We start from the raw sequence: 21,553 nt of genomic DNA, 5'->3' as shown, positions 1-21,553 counted from the left end.
CATGAAAAATATCATTGGTAGAGATCTTATTACCGATGATTTTATAGCAATTTTTGAGCTTGTTAAAAACTCCTACGATGCTCACGCTAAGCATGTTATTATCAACTTCGAAGATAATAGAATCACAATAGCTGACAATGGTAAGGGAATGTCAGAATCCGATTTAAGGACAAAATGGTTTGCAGTAGCATATTCAGCAAAACAGGACGGTTCTGAAGATGATGATATAAAAAAAGAATCTCACCTTGACAATTTAAAATCCAAAAGATTTTATGCGGGAGCCAAAGGTGTAGGGAGGTTTTCTTGTGACAGATTGGGAAACAATCTTACATTGACAACCTCAAAATACAATGACAATCTCGCACATCAAATAACGGTTTCCTGGAAAGATTTTGAAAAAAATGCAAAAGAAAGTTTCCAAAATATTAAGGTTCCATATTTAAAAATACCCTTTGAGAACGTTGCTTTTCCAAAGAAATCGAAAAATGGAACAATCCTGGATGTATCGGTTCTCAATTCAAGATGGGATGAAGAAAAAATTCGCCGACTAAAGCATTCCCTTGAAAAGCTAATCAATCCTTTTTCCTCTGATGACGAATTTAACATTGAAATCAGATGTGAAAGATATTTGGAAAGTGATAGAGGTAAGCCAGAACGACAAAAGATAAATGGTTCTATTAAGAATTCAATTCTAGATGTTTTGAATATCAAGACAACTCAAATTGATTTAGAAGTAGATCTAAATAAGGTTGTCACTAAACTTTATGATAGAGGAACTCTTATCTACCATATTGAAGAACCAAATATATACTCTGAGATTATCGACGATGTAAAGATTAATCTTTATTATTTGAATCGAAGTGCCAAGGTTCAATTTGGTAAGATAATGGATATTGAGCCTGTAAACTATGGAAATGTATTCTTGTTCAAAAATGGCTTTCGAGTTCAGCCTTATGGAAATGTCGATGATGATAGCTGGGGTCTGGATAAGAGAAAACAACAAGGATATAACCGCTTTCTAGGAACTAGGGACTTATTTGGCCGAGTAGATATTACGACCGAGAACTTTGAGCAGTTTAAAGAGGTATCTAGTAGAGATGGTGGATTAGTAAATACCCAAGGAACGCATTTATTAAAAGAGCTCTTTATCGAGAAATCGATGAAAAGACTTGAGAGGTACGTTGTCGGAGTTTTATGGGGCGAGGCTTTTTTAAGAAAAGGATATTTTAGATCTAACGATGATACATTGGCGTTCCGAAACAGATTGGAGCAAGATAAGGATGCTGACGACTACAATGTAGCAGCCTCCAACTTGGGCAGTAAACTTGATTTTGTAAATCTAATTAAAAGTCTTTCTGATGATAATAACATTCATATTGTCAGCTACGATAAAAACTTAGTCTCTTTCGTAAATGAACAATTAGACATAGTACAACCCAAATTCATTAAAGAGCTTGAGTTAATTGCTGAAAAAACCAACGATGAATCTTTGTTACAACAGGTTAAATTAACCGAAGAAAATTTTAAACGTATAGAGAGGGAGAAAGAAGAAGCCTTAAAAAGAGAGGAAGAGGAAAGAAAAAGGAGAATTGAGGCAGAACAAAAAGCAAGAGAGGAAGAATTAAAGCGAATAGAAGCGGAAAGAAGACAAAAAGAGGAAGAAGAAAAACGTCGTGTAGCCGAACTGGAAACTGAGAGAAAAGAACGTCAACGTTTACAAGCCGAGCTAGATAAGCTTAACGCAGAAAAAAGAGCCAAAGAAGAAGCTGAAAAAAACAAAGAGCTGTCAGATAAGCTGGACATTGAAACAAAAAAGAATCAATATCTTAATTCAACAAGAAAAACATTAAGTGATGATGCTGAACAATTGGTTCACTCAATAGACCTGTATGTTGGAAATGCATCCACATATGTTAATGAACTGTTGGCCACAGCAGATATAGATAATAAGATTAAGTCGAAAATATATGCTATTAAGAATAGTATCGATAAGGCATTAAAGGTTTCGCAAATTATTATAAAATCGAATTTCGACTACAAGCACACAAGTCAAAGAGTTAACCTCCCAACTTATATAAAAGAATATTTAGAAGATATTGGTCTGTCAAGAAAAAGCCTATCGATTAAGACAACAAACGTTTTTGAAAAATTCTATCTGCTTAATCCCATAGATATAGACATCATATTTGATAATCTCATATCAAACTCCATAAAGGCAAAAGCAAAGAATATTGAGGTAAGTTTCGAAAAAACCGACAAGAATCTAATCATTAATTACTACGATGATGGAAATGGGGTTCCAGAAAATCTTGTCAAAAATCCTAGTTCAATTTTTGAACTAGGTGTTAGAGAATCAACGGAACGAGGATCAGGCATTGGAATGTACGATGTTTTTAATAGGGTTAAACAATTAAAAGGATCTATAGAGTTTTCCGGAAATGGACAGAAGTTAAAGGGAGCTTCTTTTAAAATTGTAATATAAATGAGTTCAACAAATCCAATTACTCTAAACTATTTGGTTTTTGATGATGATCCTGATGCTTCATCTCAATATATCAAAAATGTCAGTTTGTCTGGTCATGAAACCAAATTAATATTCATCAATCCTACTGAATTCTTCAATGCAGATAAAAATGTGTTTGAAGAAGATAAGTTCTTAGAGAGAATTAATGAAGCAGTTAAAGGAATTAATATTAACTTGATAATTTCGGATTGGAACATATTACCAAGCAATCAGGATTACAAAGGATTAGTAGGATGGGATGTCTTAGAATACATAATCAAAGCTAAAGAAAAATTAAAAAGCCGTACATTTCTAATATATTCTGCGGATATTAAAAAGGCTTCCCAGTATATTTTAAAGAAGATTACTTCAGAAATAGAAGCTAACCCAGAAGATCCTATACCCTCTTTGGACTTTGTTAGTAAAATTCTTGAATTGAAAATCAAATTTTGCAAGAGGGACGATAATAGATTCAACGAGATAGCGACGTTATTGAAAGAATCAAATACCATTTCCAATATTGTACTGAACTCGATTTTAAGTTTTGATCAAAACACCATAATTAATACAGGCAATGACCAATTTGATGGAAAAAAAATCACCGATATATTAAATGGACCTGCCCCAGACAATGGAGGTTTGAAGTTTATTCGAGAGTTTATTGAATTATCAATTGCTAACTATTCGGAATTAAATGCCAATTAGTAGTTACAAAGCCATAAAATGTATTAGGCCAAAAGACAGCTCAACTGATTTTTTGGATCCGATTGGTCATATTTTTGGAGAAAACTACATCCTCATAGAACCAGCAGATAGTTATCACGATGGCACGCTTGACCTTTTAAAGCAGTTAGAAAAAACTAGCCTTATTGTTTTTTTAGGTCATGGTACATCTTCATCTTTACATTCTGCTAGATCAGAAGGTTATGAACAGAAGGATTTCATAACTAAGGAACATAATCAATATTTTGCCAATCACAACGTATTGTTTCTAGCATGTAGATCGAGCGATTTTATACTAAAACTTAATGGCTATCGAAGCATTATTGGTTTTGGGAACATAATAAGTTCAAGAGCCGAGATTTCACAAGAAGCGGAATATACTGGTAAATTTAGGCAATTAGAGGATGAGGAAATATCATTGTTCAATGAAAGTTATGTATTTGCTATAAAGAATGCTTTAGATTTATTGTTTGCTGGCAAACTACAATTTCGACAATTATCAAAATACATATCTTTCTTCCTAAACAAGGCAATCAATAAAGTACTTAGGGACAAATCTTTAAAAAACAGAATTGAATTAAGTAGATTATTATTCGAACTCAGAAACGATATGAAACAGCTAAATGGAGAAGTAGAATAGCAACATGTTAGAAAAGCTTATATTGTATACTTGATTGTCTAAAAAATGCCTTGTCAGAAATGGGGAACGGTATTTCAATCACACACCAAACAGTATTATGGATGTGAAATATCATTGTTAATCTATTATTCCGTCTCCAGTCTCGCACCACTATATAAGAAAATACGTTGTGCTGGATATGTATCCATTTCTTCAATCTAAATTTTTCGGAATATGTAAGCATAAAAATTTCAGCAGGCCTAGTTTCTTCAGTCTCAAACGGGTAAAAACCGGTACATTTAAACATTTTCAAACTTCTTTTCTTTCCATACTTATGAACGTATAGTCCTAGAGCATTCTTCTCTATTACCCTCTTTATCCTATCCGTCTCGGCCTTAAAATATATTTTACCATCGTCCATTTTTACCAGAGAGTTCTGTATCCTAGCATTCAGTTTATATGATCTACTTCTGGCTTTAAATACACTACCACCTTCCATTTTTCTTGTTAAGAGGTTGGGATTTTTTGAAATCTCCACTAGTACATTTAAAAAATACTCCTCATCAGATGAAAAGGACTGATTACATTTTTTACAAGCTGGGATTGTAAGAAGATTATTAGGATAAGGTTTTTCAAGTATGTTCTTTGAAGGAATATGATCCCGCGTATCAGCAAAAGCATCACAATATGTACATTTTACAAGTGTTTTCAAGCGCTAAAATCAATAAGCTATTTCAAATTTAGATAGCTGTTCTAATAGTTTATAATTTAATTTCCTTCTAATCCGTAATATCGGAGAAATCTGAGCATGCCATTACTTTAGAAAAAAAATGGATATACCTTTAACCTGAAGAAACCAGATTTAGAGATAGATTTATTTCTGTGTTTTCAGCCATTCTTCAAATCGTTTTCCTTGAACCATAAATAACAAAGGACTATATGTTTCTTTATCAGTTAAATATAAGCAGTGCCTTATCATGGTGTATGGATTTAGATAATTTGCTGGCGAAGATGAAATAATTTCGTTGTTATATTTTTTAACAATGTCTAACTTATCATTAATGCTTTTAGCGAATTCTTTAGCACTAAGGCTATTTTTATGAGATTGTAGTTCATGAACAAATCCGTCTGCCTTGTATGCAATAAATTGATATGTTGGGAACTTCGGCACAACTGTAGCTAAGAATGAAAGAACATTTAGAGGCTCATTGGGCTTTGAGTCTGTTTTAGCTTTGTCTTCAAATTCTTTTGTGCCAAGTTTAATGTTATAAAACTCATCGTCCGCAATTTCAAATAGTGCCGCAAGTCTATTAATGCGTCTTTTTAATTCAGCCGGAATACTTTTTTTGTACTTTATCTTATGGTCAAGAACAGACCATGCATCTTGTATAATGGTCCTAATTTGGACTTCAAATCGGATGTCTGCAAACTTTTTAAATTCAGGTAACTTCTTCCTTTCATCATTTAGATGAAGATCAATATGCAGACTTTTATAACCAAATTGATTATCGGTGCTATCTAGGGATTTTATTTTATCAGTTACTTCGACAACTTTAAAATTTCCTTCAAGAATTTTACGGATTTTTTCTATTTCGCTTTCATAAAGGCAAACGATGCGAAGTCCAATCATATCTGTAATATGATTTTTTATTTCATATTGAGTTTGACTTTCATCTAATGATTTTAAATATTTTCTTTTAAATTTCCCGACACATTCTTCCTTGTCCTTTACTCTATATGATATTGATTGAACTTCACAATCATCACTTACTAATGAATTAAGCAATGACTTATAATATTCTGCTGCTTGTTCAAATATCTTGTAATTGTCTACATAATATTTATAGAATTCTTCTACTTCTTTTTCGAGGTCAAGTGAGGCCATAATTATTTGGTTTGTTTAAGAGTTTATCGGAATCAGATATTCTAATATAAGTAGAATTTTTTGAAAAATCATCTATAACTCGTGTATCAATCTGTTTTGTAACCTATTCATTATGAATACAATTTTGATTTTTTTACAAACTTACTTAGCTTATTATAGTTAAAATTTAATCGTGCCAACGCCGTACTATCGAACCAAAACCTTAAATACCCCTTTCCTTTGCCATAAAAAAAAACTAAAAACGATATTATGGCAACAATAGAATTCATCACCAAAGAAGACCTTCAAAAGTTCAAGGCAGAACTGTTGGTCGATATTAAGGACATCCTAAGAAAACCAAGGTTACTAGAATCCAACAAGGAATGGCTAAAAAGCTACGAGGTTAGGGAAATACTTAAAATTTCGCCAAGTACCTTACAGACCCTGCGCATCAATGGCACATTGCCCTACTCTAAAATTGGCGGATTGATGTACTATAAGAACGATGACATCAAGCGACTGCTGGAAAACAACCGCAGTTAAAACCATCCGAAAAAACACAACAATTTTAACCACAAATCCAAGTTCAGCAGCACTGTTCCATGGGCCAAGTGCAAACACCCGAGTGTTTGGCAAGATGTATTTTTGTCCACAGGACAAAAACATCTTGCCGCCCTTGTGGTCGGAGCAGGCACTCGGAACTCGTGCCTGCCTGAACTTCTGATATGTACCGATATGAGCGGCAGAACTAGCGAAAAGCAACGGAGACATTTTACCCATCCCATCAGGACAAGGGTCAACAAAGAGACCTACGAGCGTTTGGAAAACCTGCTTGCCCAAAGCACCTGCCAGAGCATGGGCGAACTAGCCCGAAAGCTTATCACAAGGGAAAAGATCAACTGCACCTATAGGGACATTACAATGAATGCCCCGATGGAAGAACTCTCCAGCATCCGCAAGGAACTCAAGGCCATCGGCATCAACATCAACCAGATCACAAGGACATTCAACCAAGAAAAGACTAAGGAAAACAGCAGGCAAAATTACGTGATGCAAATAGCTGAGCTCTACAAAAAGGTTGATATAAAGGTGGAACGTCTACTGACACTCATTTCCCAACTCACGGAAAAATGGTTACAAGGATAATCAGCGGACAAAGCATTAGGGGGCTTTTGCTCTATAACGAGAATAAGGTCACAGGTAACGAAGCCAACCTCATCATGGCCAGCCGCTTCGGTACGGAACTGAACAGATTGGATTTTGATGCCAAGCTTGCCCGTTTTGAACATCTCACATTCCTTAAGCCCAACGTCAAGACCAACGCTATCCATATCATATTGAACTTCGACAGGGATGACAAGCTAGACCTTGTCACTTTCCAACAGCTAGCCGCCAGTTATATGGATAGGATCGGTTTCGGGGAACAACCATACCTTGTTTACCAGCATCAGGATGCCAGCCACCCGCACCTGCACATCGTTACCACAAATATCAATGCCCAGGGCGAACGCATGGACATCCACGGTATCGGTAGAACGGCATCGGAAACTGCAAGAAAGGAACTGGAGATCGAATACAATCTCATCAAGGCCGAAGGACGCCAGAAAAGTGAAGCCTTACCAAAGGGGAAAATTATTGGAGACCATCAACACATTGGAAGAATTTGAGGTAAACCAAAAAGATGATGCGGACGAGACCGAGAGCAACCACTATCAACGTTACGAACTGACCATTGAGGATGACAAGGGCAGGGAATTTACGACCAATAACCCTTTCATTATCAATGCGGTAGCGACAATGGTCAATAAACTATGTATTGATAAGCTTGCCGAAATCGAGGGGGATATCCATTTCCCAATCAGATAGTTAACGACCGCCCCAAGTTGGGGGCACTCAATTTTCCAATTAAACTTAATATGATGTTAGAAGCATTTATAGAGTTCCTAGACCAATTGTACTGGCCAAGCTATGGGATAGAATTCGAGGAGGACAACCCGAAAGTCTTTTACCAACAATTGGACAAGTTCAAGAAACAACATATCCAAAAACGATGAAATACGAAACGATTTTTATCATGGTACGTGTGGCAGTCCACGCAGACCATAAACAGCTATCAGATATTGTACACGAGATAGAGACCCAATCGAAACTGACCCTTAGCGATACGGCAAACATCAATGTACTGGAAACGGAAATTTTATTATCAAGGGTTAGGAACGTTAAAAATATCAATCAGGGCACACAACATAAATTATAACGGCAAGACCGAAAAGCACAGTTTTTTTAGTGTAAAGGAAAAGGCTTGGCATTCTCTGGACACAATCATAGAGGATTATCCCACAAGCGCGGAAGCGATAAAATACGCTGGGCTTGATTACACCGTCGAGAAACGGCAATTGTTTACCTACGATAACGAAAACCATTATGGCGACCCCGATACGGAACTGTTGATTCCCGAAATCGCCGTTCCCGATTATTTCGCCACCTTCCGCACCGATACCGAGCAGGTTTTGGGCGTAGTGGGCAGGGATTACGAGGTGGTACAAAATGTTGATGCCTTTTCATTTTTCGATAGCATCGTTGGCGGTGGAGATGGTGTTTTTTACGAGACCGCAGGGGCATTAGGAAAGGGAGAGCGGATTTTTATAACTTCAAAATTGCCCGAATTTATCAAGGTGGGAAGAAACGATGTAATTGAGCAATATTTGTTTTTGACCACTTCGCACGATGGTTTTGGCAGTATAACCGCATCCTTTACGCCTATCCGAATTTGTTGCCAAAATACATTGAATGCCGCTTTGCGAAGCCAAAAAGTAGCGATAAAGATACGCCATACCGCAAGCGCACACGAACGGTTGAAGCAGGCGCACCAACTATTGGGGATTACCAACCAATTGGGCGGAGAAATGGAGCAGATTTTTAACCAGTGGGCAAAGGTGAAGATTACCGACAAGCAGGTTAAGAAATTGGTACAGATGGCAATGGCACCGAACAGGGAAACATTGGAAAACCTACAGAAAGGCAGACCCGATGAATTTTCAAGTCTGTTCAGCAATGTAATTGATAAGGTTTTGGAGTATTCGGGAACAAGCCCAAGCCAACAGATGGATACCACAAAGGGAACTTTGTTTGGTGCATACAACAGCGTTACGGGCTATTTTCAGAACGTGAAAAATTACAAGACCGATGAAGCAAAATTTAATTCTATCATGTCGGGCAACGCATTGGGAAAGGCACAGGCAACATTTGATTTGTGCAATGATTTTGCTAGGATTGGCGTAAAAGCGTTGAATTAACGCTAATTTCTAAAGTTGGCAAGGGCTACATGATATTGAAAAAATATCGGGCGGCCCTTGCGGGCATAAAATGCGGTCTATGAGCTTTAAGTGCGCAAAAATCGCTTATTCCAATTTTACTTGCCGAAAATCAAATTACTGACAATTTTTCGCTGAGCATATACATATCCTCACTCAGTTTTTTCTCGATGACCTTTGCATATACTTGGGTGGTACTCAATTTGGTATGCCCCAGCATCTTGCTCACACTTTCCATTGGTACACCGTTGTTCATTGTTATTGTAGTGGCAAAGGTATGCCTTGCGATATGGAAGGTAAGAGGTTTTGTAATATTGCACAGCTCTGCAATTTCTTTTAGGTAGCCGTTCAAACGTTCATTGGTCAATCTCGGCAATACACCACCTTCAGCTTTCACCTTCGGATTTGACCGGTACTTTTCTATGGTGTTTTTTGGCTTTTCCAACAATGGGATACGGACAGTTGTAGCTGTTTTCTGCCTATTGGTAAAAATCCACTGTCTGCCATCCATGCCTTTGGTTATCATATATGGAGTAAGTCCCATTACATCGATATAGGAAAGTCCAGTATAACAACTGAACACAAAAAGATCCCTTACCTGCCCGAGACGTTCTAGCGAAAGTGTTTTGTCCTCTATTCTTTTAAGCTCATCAATAGTGAGGCAATAACGCTCCACTTTGTCAAATTTCTGCTTGTATTTAACAAACGGGTCTTTTTCCAGCCATTCCATCGTTACGGCCATAGAAACCATCTTTCTGAACCGTTCTATATGCTTCATAATGCCGTTGTTGTTCAGCGGCCTGTGGTGGTCGATTGGTTTATGTTCCCTTAAAAAATGTTCAAAACGGACGATGAAGCCATAGATAAGCTGGCTCAGGTATTTGTCGGTTGCACCGTATTCCGCTTTGAGGAACTTCTTGACATACCTTTCGCTGGTATGGTAGTTCTTCAAGGTTCCGCTGGCAAGTATATTTACCTGTGTGGTATTGTGGTACTGCATTAAGCTGCATAACGTAAATTCCTTCCTATCGGAGCTCATAGCCATATCCTTTAGTATTTCGGCCGTTATCATTTTTTTTGTATATGGAGTTCCTGATAACATTCTACGATTGAGGACCTCAGTTTTTCCAAATGGTTGTTCAGTTTTACGATTTCCTCCCGGCTTCCCTTTGCCAATCCCTTTTTGGAGTTCCAGTTCTTTTCCTCTATAGTTCGTTTTACGGATATATCCACCCTTTTTCCATTTACCGTTATACGAAGATAGATCGGCACGGCACCATCCTGATTGGCCTTGTACCTGCGGAGATAGAACGTTATCCCAAATGTGTCTACTGCTTTTTTCATTTCCCATTCATTTTAGTTGGATAAATTCCCATATGGCTCAAAAAGTTGTGCCCTCTTGGAAAAGGGGCACGCCAAAGCGTTCCAAATGAGGTTAATTAATCAACAAAACATACTGTATATCAATATATTGAATTGTTTTTCGTGCCCTAATTTAGGGATAGAAAAATGACACCGAATAGGACGCATTTATATCGGAAATGGATGGATAAATTGGTATCAAATAATCTTTGAGGGAAAATAAAAAACCCCTTCAATCATACAATTAAAGGGGTTTTCACGACTTTTAGCTAGTCAAGCTGTCGGGGTGGCAGGATTGGCTCATCCCTCTCGCCCCAAACACAATCCCTGAGCCTCCTGCGGATCAAACCAACGGTTATCATCCAGCCGAAAACAAAAAAAGCCCTGACTTTCGTCAGAGCTTTTCAGTCGGGGTGGCAGGATAACCTCCCTCCGCTCGGTGATCCTGTATAGGGTGGGATCAATAAAATCGAAGAAGACACAATGTGTCTTAGTTTTTTGGGATCAAGCAGAATGTTTGGGGGGATCTTAAATAAATTCTTAGTTTAGCATTTTTAAAAAATATCTCATTGCAAGACGCTGAACGTAGATTATTGGCTTTATTAATGCCCGAAGGACTGTTAGATTATTTTGATATTATGGAAGTTGTCCAGTTGGAAAAAGAACTCCATATCCATCTGGATGAAAAAAATATAGCTCCTTCAGGTTATGAAAATAGTAAATTGGAATCCAAGGGCTTTATGCCTGTTACCCAGATCAAAGACTTCCCCATTCGTGGACAGAAAGTTACCCTTCATATTAAGCGCAGACGTTGGACAGTTTTAGCTACCCATAAAATCATTACCAGAGATTGGACTCTTGTACGTGAAGGGGCTCGAATGACTACGGAATTCGGGCTTTTTTTAAAGGGAATATTTGGATAACTATCCTATCAGTGCTCATCTTTTGGGGCTTCTGTTCCAGTTGGATGGCAAACAACTTCAGGACCAGTATAAGAACCACCTTAGTGACTTCCATGATTGGGATCAAAAACATCATGCTGAGTCCTGGATTGTATTTCCTGAAAACATATCTGAACAGCTCAGTATCGATGAGACCAGTTTCAGTAATGGGGAACTTTACACAATCGTAAGCAGTAAAGCCTCAAAAGAAAGAAAGGGGACTTTACTGGCCACCATTAGAGGGACAAAGGCAGAAGATATTATAGCTGCATTAGAGCGTATCCCGCTTAGACTAAGAAACAAAGTCAGGGAAGTAACGATGGATATGGCTCCCAATATGGCAAAGGCTATCCGCAGATGTTTCAGGAATGCCAGAAGGGTTATCGATCGGTTTCATGTACAGAAACTTGCTTACGATGCTGTTCAGGAACTGCGTATCCGATACCGTTGGGAAGTGTTGGATGAAGAGAGTAAGAAGATTGCCTGGTCACGTAAAAGCTGTATTCCTTACGATCCTGAAATATTATCCAATGGTGACACCCTCAAACAGCTGCTGGCAAGGTCAAGATATCTGCTATTCAAGCATCCTGTCAAATGGACGGAAAGTCAAAAACACCGTGCAGAGCTCTTATTTGTACGATTTCCTCTGCTGAAAAAGGCGTATGATCTGGGAATGGCACTTGGAGAGATCTTCAATAAATGCAGGGATAAGAAAGTTGCTTTTACCAAATTAGGACTATGGCACAACCAGGTAGAAGTCTCAGGAATATCATCTTTTGAAAGTGTGGCCAGATCTATCGCTGCCCATCATCCCTATATCCTACATTACTTTGATAACAGAAGTACCAATGCTTCGGCGGAGTCCTTCAATGCTAAACTCAAAGCATTCAGAAGTATTTTTCGGGGTGTAAGAGATACGCAATTCTTTCTATATCGCGTAATGAAATTGTATGCTTAACGACAAGCCCCCAACAATTCAGTATGATCCGTTTTTTGTTTTCAAATCCGTCCAAAGCAAGCTTGACAAATTCTGAAAACAAAAAAAGCTCTCCGTTAAACGGAGAGCTTCGATTTTATTGTCGGGGTGGCAGGACGAATCTGCGCACACTCAAATATCTATATGTCAATATGTTGACTTTCTTTAAAAAGAACTACTCACCGTTTAACTCACATATAATTTGTGATTCGATGTTGCAAATTTAATCATTTAATTTGATTGAGCAATACAATTTGGTGATTTTTGATTTAAACCTCAAAATCACTAAAGCGATTTTTCTGGCTCATTTTTTCAAATAAAAAGATTAACAAGGTTCAAAGTTATATAATAAAGCAATCAGACTTAAAGTCTCTTTATATCCGTTAAATTTGCGTTTACTAAAGGGGCTTTTCAAAGTCATTTCATACTGAATATTTATAAAATAATCTCCACAGTTGGGTGAGATTTATGACAAAAATCTTCCCACAGGTGGGGTGAACTTGGGTAAAGGTATCACTTAATATAATGATGTTTGTGTATTAATTAGGGATAAACTGAATTTGAAATTCGCTATTGATCACAAAAATTATGGGCTATGCAGCATTCTTTACACACCATTATTTTAGAGATACATAATAAGGAAGATAAGATTTTATCACAGAGCAAAAGGTTGATTGATGAGGCTTATGAAATGACCTTGTATCTACAAGACCTGTTATTTGAGGTCAAGAAATATATTGCTAAAAAGGGCTTTCAAAATGATGGGGAAGAAATAAAATTCTTCCGAACCATCAAACCCCAAATACTTGGAAAACTCATCTACTACAATAAAATTTACCGGATTGAAACGACCTGTCCGGTCAGCAACGGCAAAATGTATTACAGTTACTTTTCGACTCAATTAGCCAATCTTAAAAGAGAGTACATTGAGCATATCTGCAATTCAGATTTTTATAGGTACTATCGTTCGGGGCGTACGGACCGTGACGACACCTATTTCAAAAGAGGCAACATAAATTACCACGACGGTCTGAACAGTATCGTCTTTGAAATTGATCCCGAATTTTCTACTTTCTACGATTACAAGACCGCAAGGATTATCGCCAACGAATTGCTTTATACCTATCTGCTGACGAAAATCAATCCAGATGAAAATCCCGATGCTATTTTACAAAAGCCGGAAAACGCCAAAGATATTTTTTGGACAGAAAGCAAAAACGCACTTGTCGAATTGATATATGCCCTGTATGCTTCGGCAGCAGTTTCGCACGGTAAAACCGGTGTCCGAAAAATCAGTTTGATGTTCCAGATACTTTTTGGCATTACGCTCGGTGACCTGCACCACGCATTCCACAGAATGAAAACCCGAAGCGGTTCCCGAACGGCATTCTTGGACCAGCTTAAAACTTCATTGGAAGAATATATGGATAAAGACCTTTAACCCAATGCAGGTCTTTTGTTCAGGGCAGTGCATTGTTGTGTACTGCTTTTTTGTTTATACCATAAGCCAATGTATGTCAATTGGCAAATGATGGTATAAACCATCTCCTAAATACTCGAAATTCTTTTTAAGCCCTACCAAACAAGGGTTTCTCCCAATTGCAAAAATTTTCAAAAAACAGCCAAACCAATTGGCAGGGCTTGGCTGATAAACACTGCCACGCTTCCCAATTTTGCATGGTGAACATTAAAACTTATCGACTATGAATATTGACAGAATGGAATTTATAGCGTGGATGGAACGCATCATGGACAGGTTTGATATGTTGGGCGACAATATTGACGATTTAAAAAAGAAACGCAATAGCATAGACGGAGAAGAACTGCTCGATAACCAGGACCTGCTGCAAATGTTGAAAATCAGTAACCGTTCCCTGCAACGCTACCGCTCCATAGGTAAACTACCTTACTATACCATTAGCGGAAAACTGTATTACAAGCTATCCGATGTGCACCAGTTTATCAGGGAGAGTTTTAACAAGTAAAACGCCAATGCGTGCCAAATACTGCCTTTGACTGCCACTTCGGGCGATGCAGTAACTGCTTCATTTACTTTCGGCAATAAAACTTTAAACTTTTCAGATTATGAGTGAAGAAAAAGAAACAGAAAACCAACAGGTTGCTTCCGAACAGTTATCGGATATACTTTTAGTGCTGGATAAAGAAAAAATGAAAATCCAAGCTGTAAAAAGTATTGACAAAAGCGGAAAAATGGAAACGGTTGACCCTACGAAGAAGAACCAAAGCGAGTTCATGCGGGTGGATAAACACGGTGATTTCGTGACCAATTTCCTTTCCAATTTTTGGAGGCAGTTAAAAGACCCTACCAAATTTGCTCTTTTCAAAGTTTCGGCTGACGAAGCCGTAGAGAAAGCAAAAGAATTTCAGAATCAGATAAACAATCCAACTGCCGAAGGCAAAAAGAAAATGGAAAAGCATGAAGTGAAAAATGAACCCGAACAAGAGCAAAAACAAGAAAATAAAAATGATATGACAAAAACAGAGACAACCCCGGAAACAAGCGAGTACCGCTTCCAGCCGGAACAGATTGATTGGGAAACAATGAACAATCTCGGATTAAGCAAGGAATACCTTGAGAAAAAGAACCTCCTTGACCCACTATTGAGGGGTTACAAGACCAATGAGCTTGTACCTATAAGCGTTAATCTTGGCGGTGCGGTCGTCCGTACAGATGCCCGCTTGTCTTTACAGTCCACCCCGGAGGGGGACGTTGTGGCAGCGGTACACGGTATCAGGCGTGAACCCAACTTAAACTTTGAGTTTTTCGGACACAAGTTCTCAGACGAGGACAAACAGAACTTACGTCAAACAGGCAATATGGGGCGTGTGGTCGATCTGATAAACTCCAAAACAGGCGAATTGATGCCGTCCATCATTAGTGTGGACCGGCTTACCAATGAGCTGATTGCTTTGAAAACAGATTTCATCAAAATCCCCGATGAGGTTAAAGGTATAAAACTAAATGACGAACAAAAACAAACCTTAGTGGAGGGCAAACCCCTGTTCATTGAGGGAATGATTTCTACAAAAGGTACTCCCTTTGATGCAAACGTACAGTTCAATGCGGATAAACGGTATGTGGAATTTCTGTTTGACCGAAGCAACAATAACAGGCAAACCCAAAACAGCCAACAGGACAATCAGCAAAGCAGGTCGCAGGAAGCCCCGAAAACCTTTAGGGGAAAGGAACTGGAGGATGACCAATACAACAAGTTCAAAGACGGTCAAACAGTTTACATTCCGAATTTGGTCGATAAGAAAGGGCAAACTTATAACGGCTATATCACATTCAACAAGGAAACAGGAAAAACCAACTTTGAGTTTCCCAACCAATACAAGGAACGGATAAAACCTACAGAAGCCCATAAAACGCAGATTGCCGTCAATTCCGAGGGCAAGACCAACGAAGCGACCAAGAATATCAAAGAGCCTCTACAGAAAGGGCAGCAAAGACCGAAAAACGAAAAGCAACAGGAGCAACAGAACAAACCCAAAGCACCTGCAAAATCAAAGGGTAGGAAAGTGAGTTAGGTATGAAAACAATTATCGCAGAAAAACCAAGCGTAGCAAGGGAAATAGCCAGCTTGTTGGGTGTTTCCGAAAAAAAGGACGGTTATCTAACGGGCAATGGCTATTTCGTTACGTGGGCATTCGGACACCTTATCGGTTTGGGAATGCCCGAAGATTATGGGATTTCGGGATTTGACAAGGCTTCCTTGCCGATACTCCCGAATCCGTTTATTTTGACTGTTCGTAAGGTCAAAAAAGACAAAGGTTATACAGTCGATACTGGAGCATTAAAGCAACTGAAAGTCATCAAGGAGCTATTCCATAAAAGCAACAGTATTATCGTAGCTACCGATGCAGGTCGTGAGGGTGAACTTATCTTTCGGTACATTTATGAATATCTGAAATGCCGTAAGCCCTTTCAGCGGCTTTGGATAAGCTCGCTTACTGAAAAAGCAATCAAGCAAGGGTTTGACAGCCTGAAAGACGGTAAAGAATTTGACGGCTTATTTCAGGCTGCACAAGGCAGAAGCCGTGCCGATTGGCTGATCGGCATCAATGCGACACAGGCATTGAGTATAGCCGCTGGCAACGGCATTTATTCGCTGGGCAGGGTGCAAACACCTACATTGGCTTTGATTTGTAAACGCTATCTGGAAAATAAAAATTTCGCTATTAAAAAGTATTGGCAAATTCAGCTATTGCACCGCAAAGAGGATATTGATTTTAAGAGTATCTCAAAAACCAAATGGAACGAACAAAAGCTTGCGGAAGATACATTACGACTGGTCCAAAGACACGGAACCGCAACGGTCATATCTGTGGAAAACAAAAACACCACGGAGCAACCCCCCTTGCTTTTTGATCTCACAGGCTTGCAAAAAGCAGCCAATAAAAAGCTGAACCTGTCGGCAGAGCAAACACTCAATATTGCCCAGAACCTTTATGAAAAGAAATTTATTACCTATCCACGTACCGGAAGCAAATATATACCCGAAGATATGTGGAGTGAGATACCTAATCTTGTAAGAGCGTTACAGGACAATGATAACTTTAAGCAAGCTATTTCTAAATTAAAATGGGGTCGCTTCAATAAACGTGTCGTGAATGACCTGCGTGTAACAGACCACCACGGAATACTCATCACGGACAAAGTGCCGTCTGCACTCAATGCCGACGAAACAAAGGTTTATGATATGATTGCCTTTCGACTGCTCGAAGCTATCTCTCAGCCTTGCATTAAAGAAATAACGGATATAGCATTGGAAGTATCACACTACGATTTTATGCTAAAAGGCTGTAAAGTTTTGGAAGCGGGCTGGCGTTCGATCAAAGGAACATTTTCGGACGAAGATACCGAACCGATACAGGATTTGCCCGAACTGAAAAAAGGCGGTGAATTGAAAATCAAAGAAGCCTCCTGTTTGGAAAAGAAAACAAAACCACCTGTGCTGTTTACCGAAGCCGGACTATTGTCGGCAATGGAAAATGCCGGAAAGGAAATAGCGAATGAAGATGAGCGTAAAGCCTTGCAAGGCATTGGCATTGGAACACCCGCTACAAGAGCGGCAATAATCGAAACGCTTTTTAAGCGGGATTATATCAAGCGTGAAAAGAAATCCCTTGTTCCTACCGAAAAAGGATTGCAGGTTTATGATGCTGTAAAGGACAAAAGAATTGCCGATGTAGCTATGACCGCCGAATGGGAAATGGCTTTGCAGAAGATTGAAAACAACGAGGCAGATGCTATGGATTTTCACCAATCCATGGAAGCCTACGCCTCGGCCGTTACGCAGGAACTGTTGAGCATCAGCATTGCGGGCGAAAAGCAGCACGAACTGACCTGCCAAAAGTGCAAAGCCCATAAACTGCTCATCAGGGATAAGGTGGTCAAATGTCCCGATGAAGCGTGCAACTGGCTTTTGTTCCGCAATATCTGCGGGGTACGGTTGAGCCTTAACGAAGTGGAGAACCTCGTAAACAAAGGAACGACCAGCCTTATCAAAGGGATGAAAAGCAAAGCAGGCAAAAAGTTTGATGCCCGTATCGTACTGAAAGATACCTATGAAACATCGTTTGAATTTGACAACAGCACATATAAAAAGAGATGAACAGCAACGCAATCATAAGCCGAAAGGAAATAGAAAACCTTATCTACACAATACGGGGCAAACAGGTTATGTTGGACAGCGACCTTGCCAAGTTGTACCAGGTCGAAACAAAAAACCTTAACAAAGCCGTAAAAAGAAACATAGAGCGGTTTCCCCAATCATTCTGCTTTCAATTAACAGAAGAAGAAGCTGAAAACTTGAGGTTCCAAATTGGAACCTCAAGTTTAAATTACGGCGGCAGGCGTTACCTGCCCTATGTTTTTGGCGAGCAAGGGGTCGCCATGCTGTCCGCCGTTTTGCGCAGCGAGATAGCTGTAAAGGTCAGCATCGAGATTATGAATGCCTTTGTGGAAATGCGCAGATTGTTAATCGGAAATGCCGCATTGTTCTCCCGGATGGATAAAATCGAACTCAAACAGATTGAAGCGGACGGCAAATTTGAGGAAATCTTTAAGGCTTTGGAAAGCGGGAAGCTGCACAGTGATAAAGGTATTTTCTATGACGGGCAGATATTTGATGCCTATACCTTTGTCGCCGATATTATACGGAGCGCACAAAGGTCAATTATCCTTATAGACAACTATGTGGATGATACGGTGCTAACGCTACTCGGAAAGCGTGGGCAATCCGTATCTGCCACTATTTACACCAAAAATATCAGTAATCAATTACAACTCGATTTACAACGCTACAACAGTCAATATCCGGCTATCAATGTACACGCATTTGCCCATGCCCATGACCGTTTCCTCATTATTGACGGTACGGAACTATACCACATCGGCGCATCACTAAAGGATTTGGGTAGGAAATGGTTTGCCTTTTCCAAAATGAGCGCAGAGGCAAGTAAGATGATTAGTTTACTAAATGGCATATTGCGTGAGGGATAGCAGCGACATCCTTTTGTGGTCCTTTAAGATCCGCAAAAGATATAGCGGATAGCCCGACCCGGTTGCATTTTTGGGTCGTCCTCTGTGCGGTGGTTAAATGCAGACGGTGGCACGCCCCGGTACACTTTCTTTCCCACTTGCTTCAATTGTTTGAAAAAAAATTTTACCCAAGTTCTACCCAACTTGGGTTTTTTATTCATTTGAATGGTTCAGATTTGTATAGCCTATATCAAATTCCATCCGTTTGATTACAGGAACCCCTTACCGTAAAAGTGGAATTGAAGTAAGAGGGCGGAATTTATTAAGGCATCCGATAGGAGAATAAATTACCGCCTATGGAAATACCTTATATCCTAAAAATAGAAAGCGAATTTAAAAGGTGGATAGCCAATCCCAACGACCTCCCGGAGTGGAGCAAATACCCATTACCTTTCGCTGTCCAAAGGCAGGGCTTTACGCTGCCGTATTATGAACTATTGAGCCAGCAAATTAAAAACAGTCCTTTTTTTATAGATTTAGTGCAGCTTAATGTAAGCAACCCTGTTTATATTCCTTTCGACATTCAAGAGCGGCAACTGTACCTTTATTTTATGCTCAAAGGCACATTGTTGTATATGACTGAAAGCCGTAAGCCGATTATAAAAACGCAGCCTAACAGCTTCCTCATGTCCTATTACGATTCGGGCAGGTATTTCGCCTATGCCCAAAAAGGCATGCATATCTGTCTCGTGGTAAGTATTTTGCCTGAATGGATAGAAAGCATGTACCATAACTACCCTAATATCCAAAACGTCCTGCATCGTTTTAAACACGATAACCGCACCTACGACACCATGTACCAATGCAGGATGGACAGGAAGATACACCGATGGCTGTATAAAATATACAGTTATTCACAGACCAATATCGGGGCATTGGATGGCAATCTCCGCAAGTATATCAGCTACCTTCTGGAGCATTACGACACAATGTTAGAAGACCAAAAAGCCGACCTTGCTTATAAAATCAAAGCCTATATCCAGGAACATTATTGTGATAATGCGCTTACCATAAAATTCCTTTCAGAATACTTTTTCGTTACGGAACGTACTTTGCTCAATATCTTCAAACGCCAGTACCACATAAGCGTACAGGATTTTATTACCGAATTGCGCATTTCTCACGCCTTGTTCCTCATCGAAAAACAAGGGAAAGCTATAAAAGACGTATATATGGAAGTTGGCTACACCAATGAACGTCCATTTCGTACTGCTTTAGAGCAATACCTGAAACGCAGGTAACGGAATTTCCCCGAAATTGATAAAATCGGAAAATTTCTTACACAAAGTTGCTCAATATTTACCGATTTTGTCTTTCACACGCTTACGGCTTTGATGAACTTTGTATCAAAGGATGGTGATAACCATCATTAAGATACAAAGACAATGGAAACAGCAGCTACATATCAAAACCAAATCAAAAGAAAACGGATAACACTCAATGTCGTTATTATTCTTTTGCTGCTTCTTTGGATACCCGTAGGCATCGATAAAATAACAGACTTTACAGCGTTTAAAGGAGGCATTCTCCGCCAACCTTTTTCAGATAGCATAGGATATATCCTAATATACTCGCTCCCGGCATTGGAGTTAATAACAGTGCTGGCATTGGTAATGGAAAAGTATCGCAAAGCAGGTCTAATACTATCTACCGTATTAATGACCGCTTTTACAGCATATATCGCTGTGGCTCTTATGGGTGCATGGGAAAAATTACCATGCGGGTGTGGTTCGGTGATAAGTGGTATGAACTGGACACAGCATTTTTTCTTTAATCTCTTTTTCCTTTCCCTAAGCATTTTGGGGCTTTACTTATGGCATAAATTACGAGGTAGCAACGCCGGAGGCGAAGCTACCGAGGGCGCGTCTGCCAAAAGACATATAAAAAAGTATTTTTTAACATCAAAATTTTAAAGCGATGAAAAAATTAAAAATGAACCTATTTGCTGTAGTAGCAATAGCCATTGCAGCTGTAACCATGTCGTTTACCGTGATGAAAAACGCCAGTTTTGCAGGAGAAAAATGGTTTGAGTACACTGATGAAACCGGAGATGGAAATCCCAACAATCCTGAAAATTATATACTCACGCCAAGTGATGGCGCTAATCCGCCTACGTGTTCTGAAGGAAGTGACGAAATCTGTGCGGTTAAGGCTCAACCTGTGATGATTGGTGGTGAAGAACATCCCAATTTAGGTACTGTTATTGACGACAGAGAAAGAAAGCTGCAATAGCTTTTTCAGTAAATAATTTGAAAGAGTGTGAACAAGGATTATCCCATGTTCACACTCTATTTAGAGAATACTTTCGTTAATTAGATTTAATCATCCAAAGGAAAAGACCATTTCTTCAACCTCAAAATTTTAAAATGATGAAAAAAATAAAAAATAACCTATTTGCACTGGCAGCGGTAACCATTGCATCTGTAACAATGTCCTTTTCGGTAATGAAAAACGCCAGTCTTGCTGGAGAAAAATGGTTTGCCTATACAGATGAAACGGGAGATGGTAACATCTCCAACCCAGAAAATTTCGCACTTGTTAATGAAAATGGTAGTACAGCACCTCCGTGTATAACGGGAAATGATATATTGTGTGCTATTAAGGCAAAACCACTCATTGGAGATACTGAACACCCTGATATGAATACAGTTATTTCGTCTATATATACAAGGATAGAATAATA

Annotated in this window: 23 protein-coding genes; 19 read left to right on the top strand and 4 right to left on the bottom strand. The window is 39.1% G+C overall.

From position 1 onward, the window contains the following. The first annotated feature begins 1 nt into the window (after position 1). Genes I6J02_RS12125 through I6J02_RS12115 form a run of 3 tightly spaced genes read left to right on the top strand, consistent with a single transcriptional unit; the run spans position 2 to position 3,866 of the window. Positions 2–2,482, top strand: a complete 2,481-nt coding sequence (locus tag I6J02_RS12125; protein ID WP_201678161.1) for an ATP-binding protein — start codon at positions 2–4, stop codon at positions 2,480–2,482. Continuing rightward, on the top strand, positions 2,483–3,208 hold the full coding sequence (locus I6J02_RS12120; protein WP_201678160.1) for a hypothetical protein: 726 nt from the start codon (positions 2,483–2,485) through the stop codon (positions 3,206–3,208). Beyond that, the gene (locus I6J02_RS12115; protein ID WP_201678159.1) at positions 3,198–3,866 is read left to right on the top strand and encodes a hypothetical protein; all 669 of its coding nucleotides are present in this window, start codon (positions 3,198–3,200) and stop codon (positions 3,864–3,866) included. Before I6J02_RS12120 ends, I6J02_RS12115 begins: the two co-directional genes overlap by 11 nt. 7 nt (positions 3,867–3,873) lie before the next feature. On the opposite strand, the gene I6J02_RS12110 is transcribed toward I6J02_RS12115, so the two are convergent. Together I6J02_RS12110 and I6J02_RS12105 are read right to left on the bottom strand one after the other, a co-directional pair. Then, positions 3,874–4,557, bottom strand: coding sequence for a hypothetical protein (locus I6J02_RS12110; protein ID WP_201678158.1), 684 nt, complete (start codon positions 4,555–4,557; stop codon positions 3,874–3,876). Positions 4,558–4,719: 162 nt separating this feature from the next. After that, on the bottom strand, positions 4,720–5,730 hold the full coding sequence (locus tag I6J02_RS12105; protein ID WP_201678157.1) for a GTP pyrophosphokinase family protein: 1,011 nt from the start codon (positions 5,728–5,730) through the stop codon (positions 4,720–4,722). A gap of 249 nt (positions 5,731–5,979) precedes the next feature. Between I6J02_RS12105 and I6J02_RS12100 the strand changes: the two genes are divergently transcribed. The 5 genes from I6J02_RS12100 (at position 5,980) to I6J02_RS12080 (ending at position 9,005) form a co-directional block, all read left to right on the top strand. Next, the gene (locus I6J02_RS12100) at positions 5,980–6,252 is read left to right on the top strand and encodes a helix-turn-helix domain-containing protein (RefSeq protein ID WP_201678156.1); all 273 of its coding nucleotides are present in this window, start codon (positions 5,980–5,982) and stop codon (positions 6,250–6,252) included. 192 nt (positions 6,253–6,444) lie between these two features. Beyond that, entirely contained in the window at positions 6,445–6,855 is a 411-nt protein-coding gene (gene mobC, locus I6J02_RS12095) for a plasmid mobilization relaxosome protein MobC (protein ID WP_201678155.1), read from the top strand. Further along, positions 6,840–7,376, top strand: a complete 537-nt coding sequence (locus I6J02_RS12090) for a relaxase/mobilization nuclease domain-containing protein (protein ID WP_201678154.1) — start codon at positions 6,840–6,842, stop codon at positions 7,374–7,376. The genes mobC and I6J02_RS12090 overlap by 16 nt, the downstream gene beginning before the upstream one ends. Beyond that, complete coding sequence (locus I6J02_RS12085) at positions 7,345–7,575, top strand: hypothetical protein (RefSeq protein WP_201678153.1); 231 nt, start codon at positions 7,345–7,347, stop codon at positions 7,573–7,575. The genes I6J02_RS12090 and I6J02_RS12085 overlap by 32 nt, the downstream gene beginning before the upstream one ends. Before the next feature lie 311 nt (positions 7,576–7,886). Beyond that, entirely contained in the window at positions 7,887–9,005 is a 1,119-nt protein-coding gene (locus I6J02_RS12080; protein ID WP_201678152.1) for a DUF932 domain-containing protein, read from the top strand. Positions 9,006–9,135: 130 nt separating this feature from the next. Here I6J02_RS12080 and I6J02_RS12075 read toward each other — a convergent pair whose 3' ends face one another. Together I6J02_RS12075 and I6J02_RS21765 are read right to left on the bottom strand one after the other, a co-directional pair. Further along, entirely contained in the window at positions 9,136–10,095 is a 960-nt protein-coding gene (locus I6J02_RS12075; protein WP_236581837.1) for a site-specific integrase, read from the bottom strand. Then, a complete protein-coding gene (locus I6J02_RS21765) occupies positions 10,092–10,367 on the bottom strand; it encodes an Arm DNA-binding domain-containing protein (protein WP_236581834.1) in 276 nt (91 codons plus the stop codon). The genes I6J02_RS12075 and I6J02_RS21765 overlap by 4 nt, the downstream gene beginning before the upstream one ends. 587 nt (positions 10,368–10,954) lie before the next feature. Between I6J02_RS21765 and I6J02_RS12070 the strand changes: the two genes are divergently transcribed. The 11 genes from I6J02_RS12070 (at position 10,955) to I6J02_RS12020 (ending at position 21,551) form a co-directional block, all read left to right on the top strand. Continuing rightward, the gene (locus I6J02_RS12070; RefSeq protein ID WP_201678151.1) at positions 10,955–11,308 is read left to right on the top strand and encodes a transposase; all 354 of its coding nucleotides are present in this window, start codon (positions 10,955–10,957) and stop codon (positions 11,306–11,308) included. After that, entirely contained in the window at positions 11,301–12,284 is a 984-nt protein-coding gene (locus I6J02_RS12065; protein ID WP_236581833.1) for a transposase, read from the top strand. Before I6J02_RS12070 ends, I6J02_RS12065 begins: the two co-directional genes overlap by 8 nt. Before the next feature lie 613 nt (positions 12,285–12,897). After that, positions 12,898–13,743, top strand: a complete 846-nt coding sequence (locus tag I6J02_RS12060) for an RteC domain-containing protein (protein ID WP_002993297.1) — start codon at positions 12,898–12,900, stop codon at positions 13,741–13,743. A 262-nt stretch (positions 13,744–14,005) separates the two neighbouring features. Continuing rightward, complete coding sequence (locus tag I6J02_RS12055; protein ID WP_002993296.1) at positions 14,006–14,287, top strand: helix-turn-helix domain-containing protein; 282 nt, start codon at positions 14,006–14,008, stop codon at positions 14,285–14,287. A 100-nt stretch (positions 14,288–14,387) separates the two neighbouring features. Beyond that, positions 14,388–15,854, top strand: coding sequence for a DUF3945 domain-containing protein (locus I6J02_RS12050; protein WP_099372377.1), 1,467 nt, complete (start codon positions 14,388–14,390; stop codon positions 15,852–15,854). A gap of 2 nt (positions 15,855–15,856) precedes the next feature. Then, a complete protein-coding gene (locus tag I6J02_RS12045) occupies positions 15,857–17,941 on the top strand; it encodes a type IA DNA topoisomerase (RefSeq protein ID WP_201678150.1) in 2,085 nt (694 codons plus the stop codon). After that, on the top strand, positions 17,938–18,831 hold the full coding sequence (locus I6J02_RS12040) for an ORF6N domain-containing protein (protein WP_002993291.1): 894 nt from the start codon (positions 17,938–17,940) through the stop codon (positions 18,829–18,831). Before I6J02_RS12045 ends, I6J02_RS12040 begins: the two co-directional genes overlap by 4 nt. A 335-nt stretch (positions 18,832–19,166) precedes the next feature. After that, positions 19,167–20,111, top strand: a complete 945-nt coding sequence (locus I6J02_RS12035) for an AraC family transcriptional regulator (protein ID WP_002993288.1) — start codon at positions 19,167–19,169, stop codon at positions 20,109–20,111. Between the two features lie 144 nt (positions 20,112–20,255). After that, positions 20,256–20,783 carry a MauE/DoxX family redox-associated membrane protein gene (locus tag I6J02_RS12030; RefSeq protein ID WP_002993285.1) on the top strand — a complete coding sequence of 176 codons (528 nt, stop codon included), beginning with the start codon at positions 20,256–20,258 and terminating at the stop codon, positions 20,781–20,783. A gap of 4 nt (positions 20,784–20,787) precedes the next feature. Further along, the gene (locus I6J02_RS12025) at positions 20,788–21,102 is read left to right on the top strand and encodes a hypothetical protein (protein WP_002993283.1); all 315 of its coding nucleotides are present in this window, start codon (positions 20,788–20,790) and stop codon (positions 21,100–21,102) included. Between the two features lie 134 nt (positions 21,103–21,236). After that, positions 21,237–21,551: a hypothetical protein gene (locus I6J02_RS12020; RefSeq protein ID WP_002993282.1), complete on the top strand. Its 315-nt coding sequence runs from the start codon at positions 21,237–21,239 to the stop codon at positions 21,549–21,551. The last annotated feature ends 2 nt before the right edge of the window (positions 21,552–21,553 follow it).

The sequence above is a fragment of the Sphingobacterium spiritivorum genome (genome assembly GCF_016725325.1).
In the GTDB taxonomy this organism is placed as follows: Bacteria; Bacteroidota; Bacteroidia; order Sphingobacteriales; family Sphingobacteriaceae; genus Sphingobacterium.
This window is presented reverse-complemented; position numbering and strand designations above follow the sequence as displayed.

Coding starts and splice junctions, on each gene's coding strand:
- I6J02_RS12125 (WP_201678161.1), top strand. CDS start 2: ATGAAAAATATCATTGGTAGAGATCTTATTACCGATGATTTTATAGCA.
- I6J02_RS12120 (WP_201678160.1), top strand. CDS start 2,483: ATGAGTTCAACAAATCCAATTACTCTAAACTATTTGGTTTTTGATGAT.
- I6J02_RS12115 (WP_201678159.1), top strand. CDS start 3,198: ATGCCAATTAGTAGTTACAAAGCCATAAAATGTATTAGGCCAAAAGAC.
- I6J02_RS12105 (WP_201678157.1), bottom strand. CDS start 5,730: ATGGCCTCACTTGACCTCGAAAAAGAAGTAGAAGAATTCTATAAATAT.
- I6J02_RS12100 (WP_201678156.1), top strand. CDS start 5,980: ATGGCAACAATAGAATTCATCACCAAAGAAGACCTTCAAAAGTTCAAG.
- mobC (WP_201678155.1), top strand. CDS start 6,445: ATGAGCGGCAGAACTAGCGAAAAGCAACGGAGACATTTTACCCATCCC.
- I6J02_RS12090 (WP_201678154.1), top strand. CDS start 6,840: ATGGTTACAAGGATAATCAGCGGACAAAGCATTAGGGGGCTTTTGCTC.
- I6J02_RS12080 (WP_201678152.1), top strand. CDS start 7,887: ATGTACTGGAAACGGAAATTTTATTATCAAGGGTTAGGAACGTTAAAA.
- I6J02_RS12075 (WP_236581837.1), bottom strand. CDS start 10,095: ATGATAACGGCCGAAATACTAAAGGATATGGCTATGAGCTCCGATAGG.
- I6J02_RS21765 (WP_236581834.1), bottom strand. CDS start 10,367: ATGAAAAAAGCAGTAGACACATTTGGGATAACGTTCTATCTCCGCAGG.
- I6J02_RS12060 (WP_002993297.1), top strand. CDS start 12,898: ATGCAGCATTCTTTACACACCATTATTTTAGAGATACATAATAAGGAA.
- I6J02_RS12055 (WP_002993296.1), top strand. CDS start 14,006: ATGAATATTGACAGAATGGAATTTATAGCGTGGATGGAACGCATCATG.
- I6J02_RS12050 (WP_099372377.1), top strand. CDS start 14,388: ATGAGTGAAGAAAAAGAAACAGAAAACCAACAGGTTGCTTCCGAACAG.
- I6J02_RS12045 (WP_201678150.1), top strand. CDS start 15,857: ATGAAAACAATTATCGCAGAAAAACCAAGCGTAGCAAGGGAAATAGCC.
- I6J02_RS12040 (WP_002993291.1), top strand. CDS start 17,938: ATGAACAGCAACGCAATCATAAGCCGAAAGGAAATAGAAAACCTTATC.
- I6J02_RS12035 (WP_002993288.1), top strand. CDS start 19,167: ATGGAAATACCTTATATCCTAAAAATAGAAAGCGAATTTAAAAGGTGG.
- I6J02_RS12030 (WP_002993285.1), top strand. CDS start 20,256: ATGGAAACAGCAGCTACATATCAAAACCAAATCAAAAGAAAACGGATA.
- I6J02_RS12025 (WP_002993283.1), top strand. CDS start 20,788: ATGAAAAAATTAAAAATGAACCTATTTGCTGTAGTAGCAATAGCCATT.
- I6J02_RS12020 (WP_002993282.1), top strand. CDS start 21,237: ATGATGAAAAAAATAAAAAATAACCTATTTGCACTGGCAGCGGTAACC.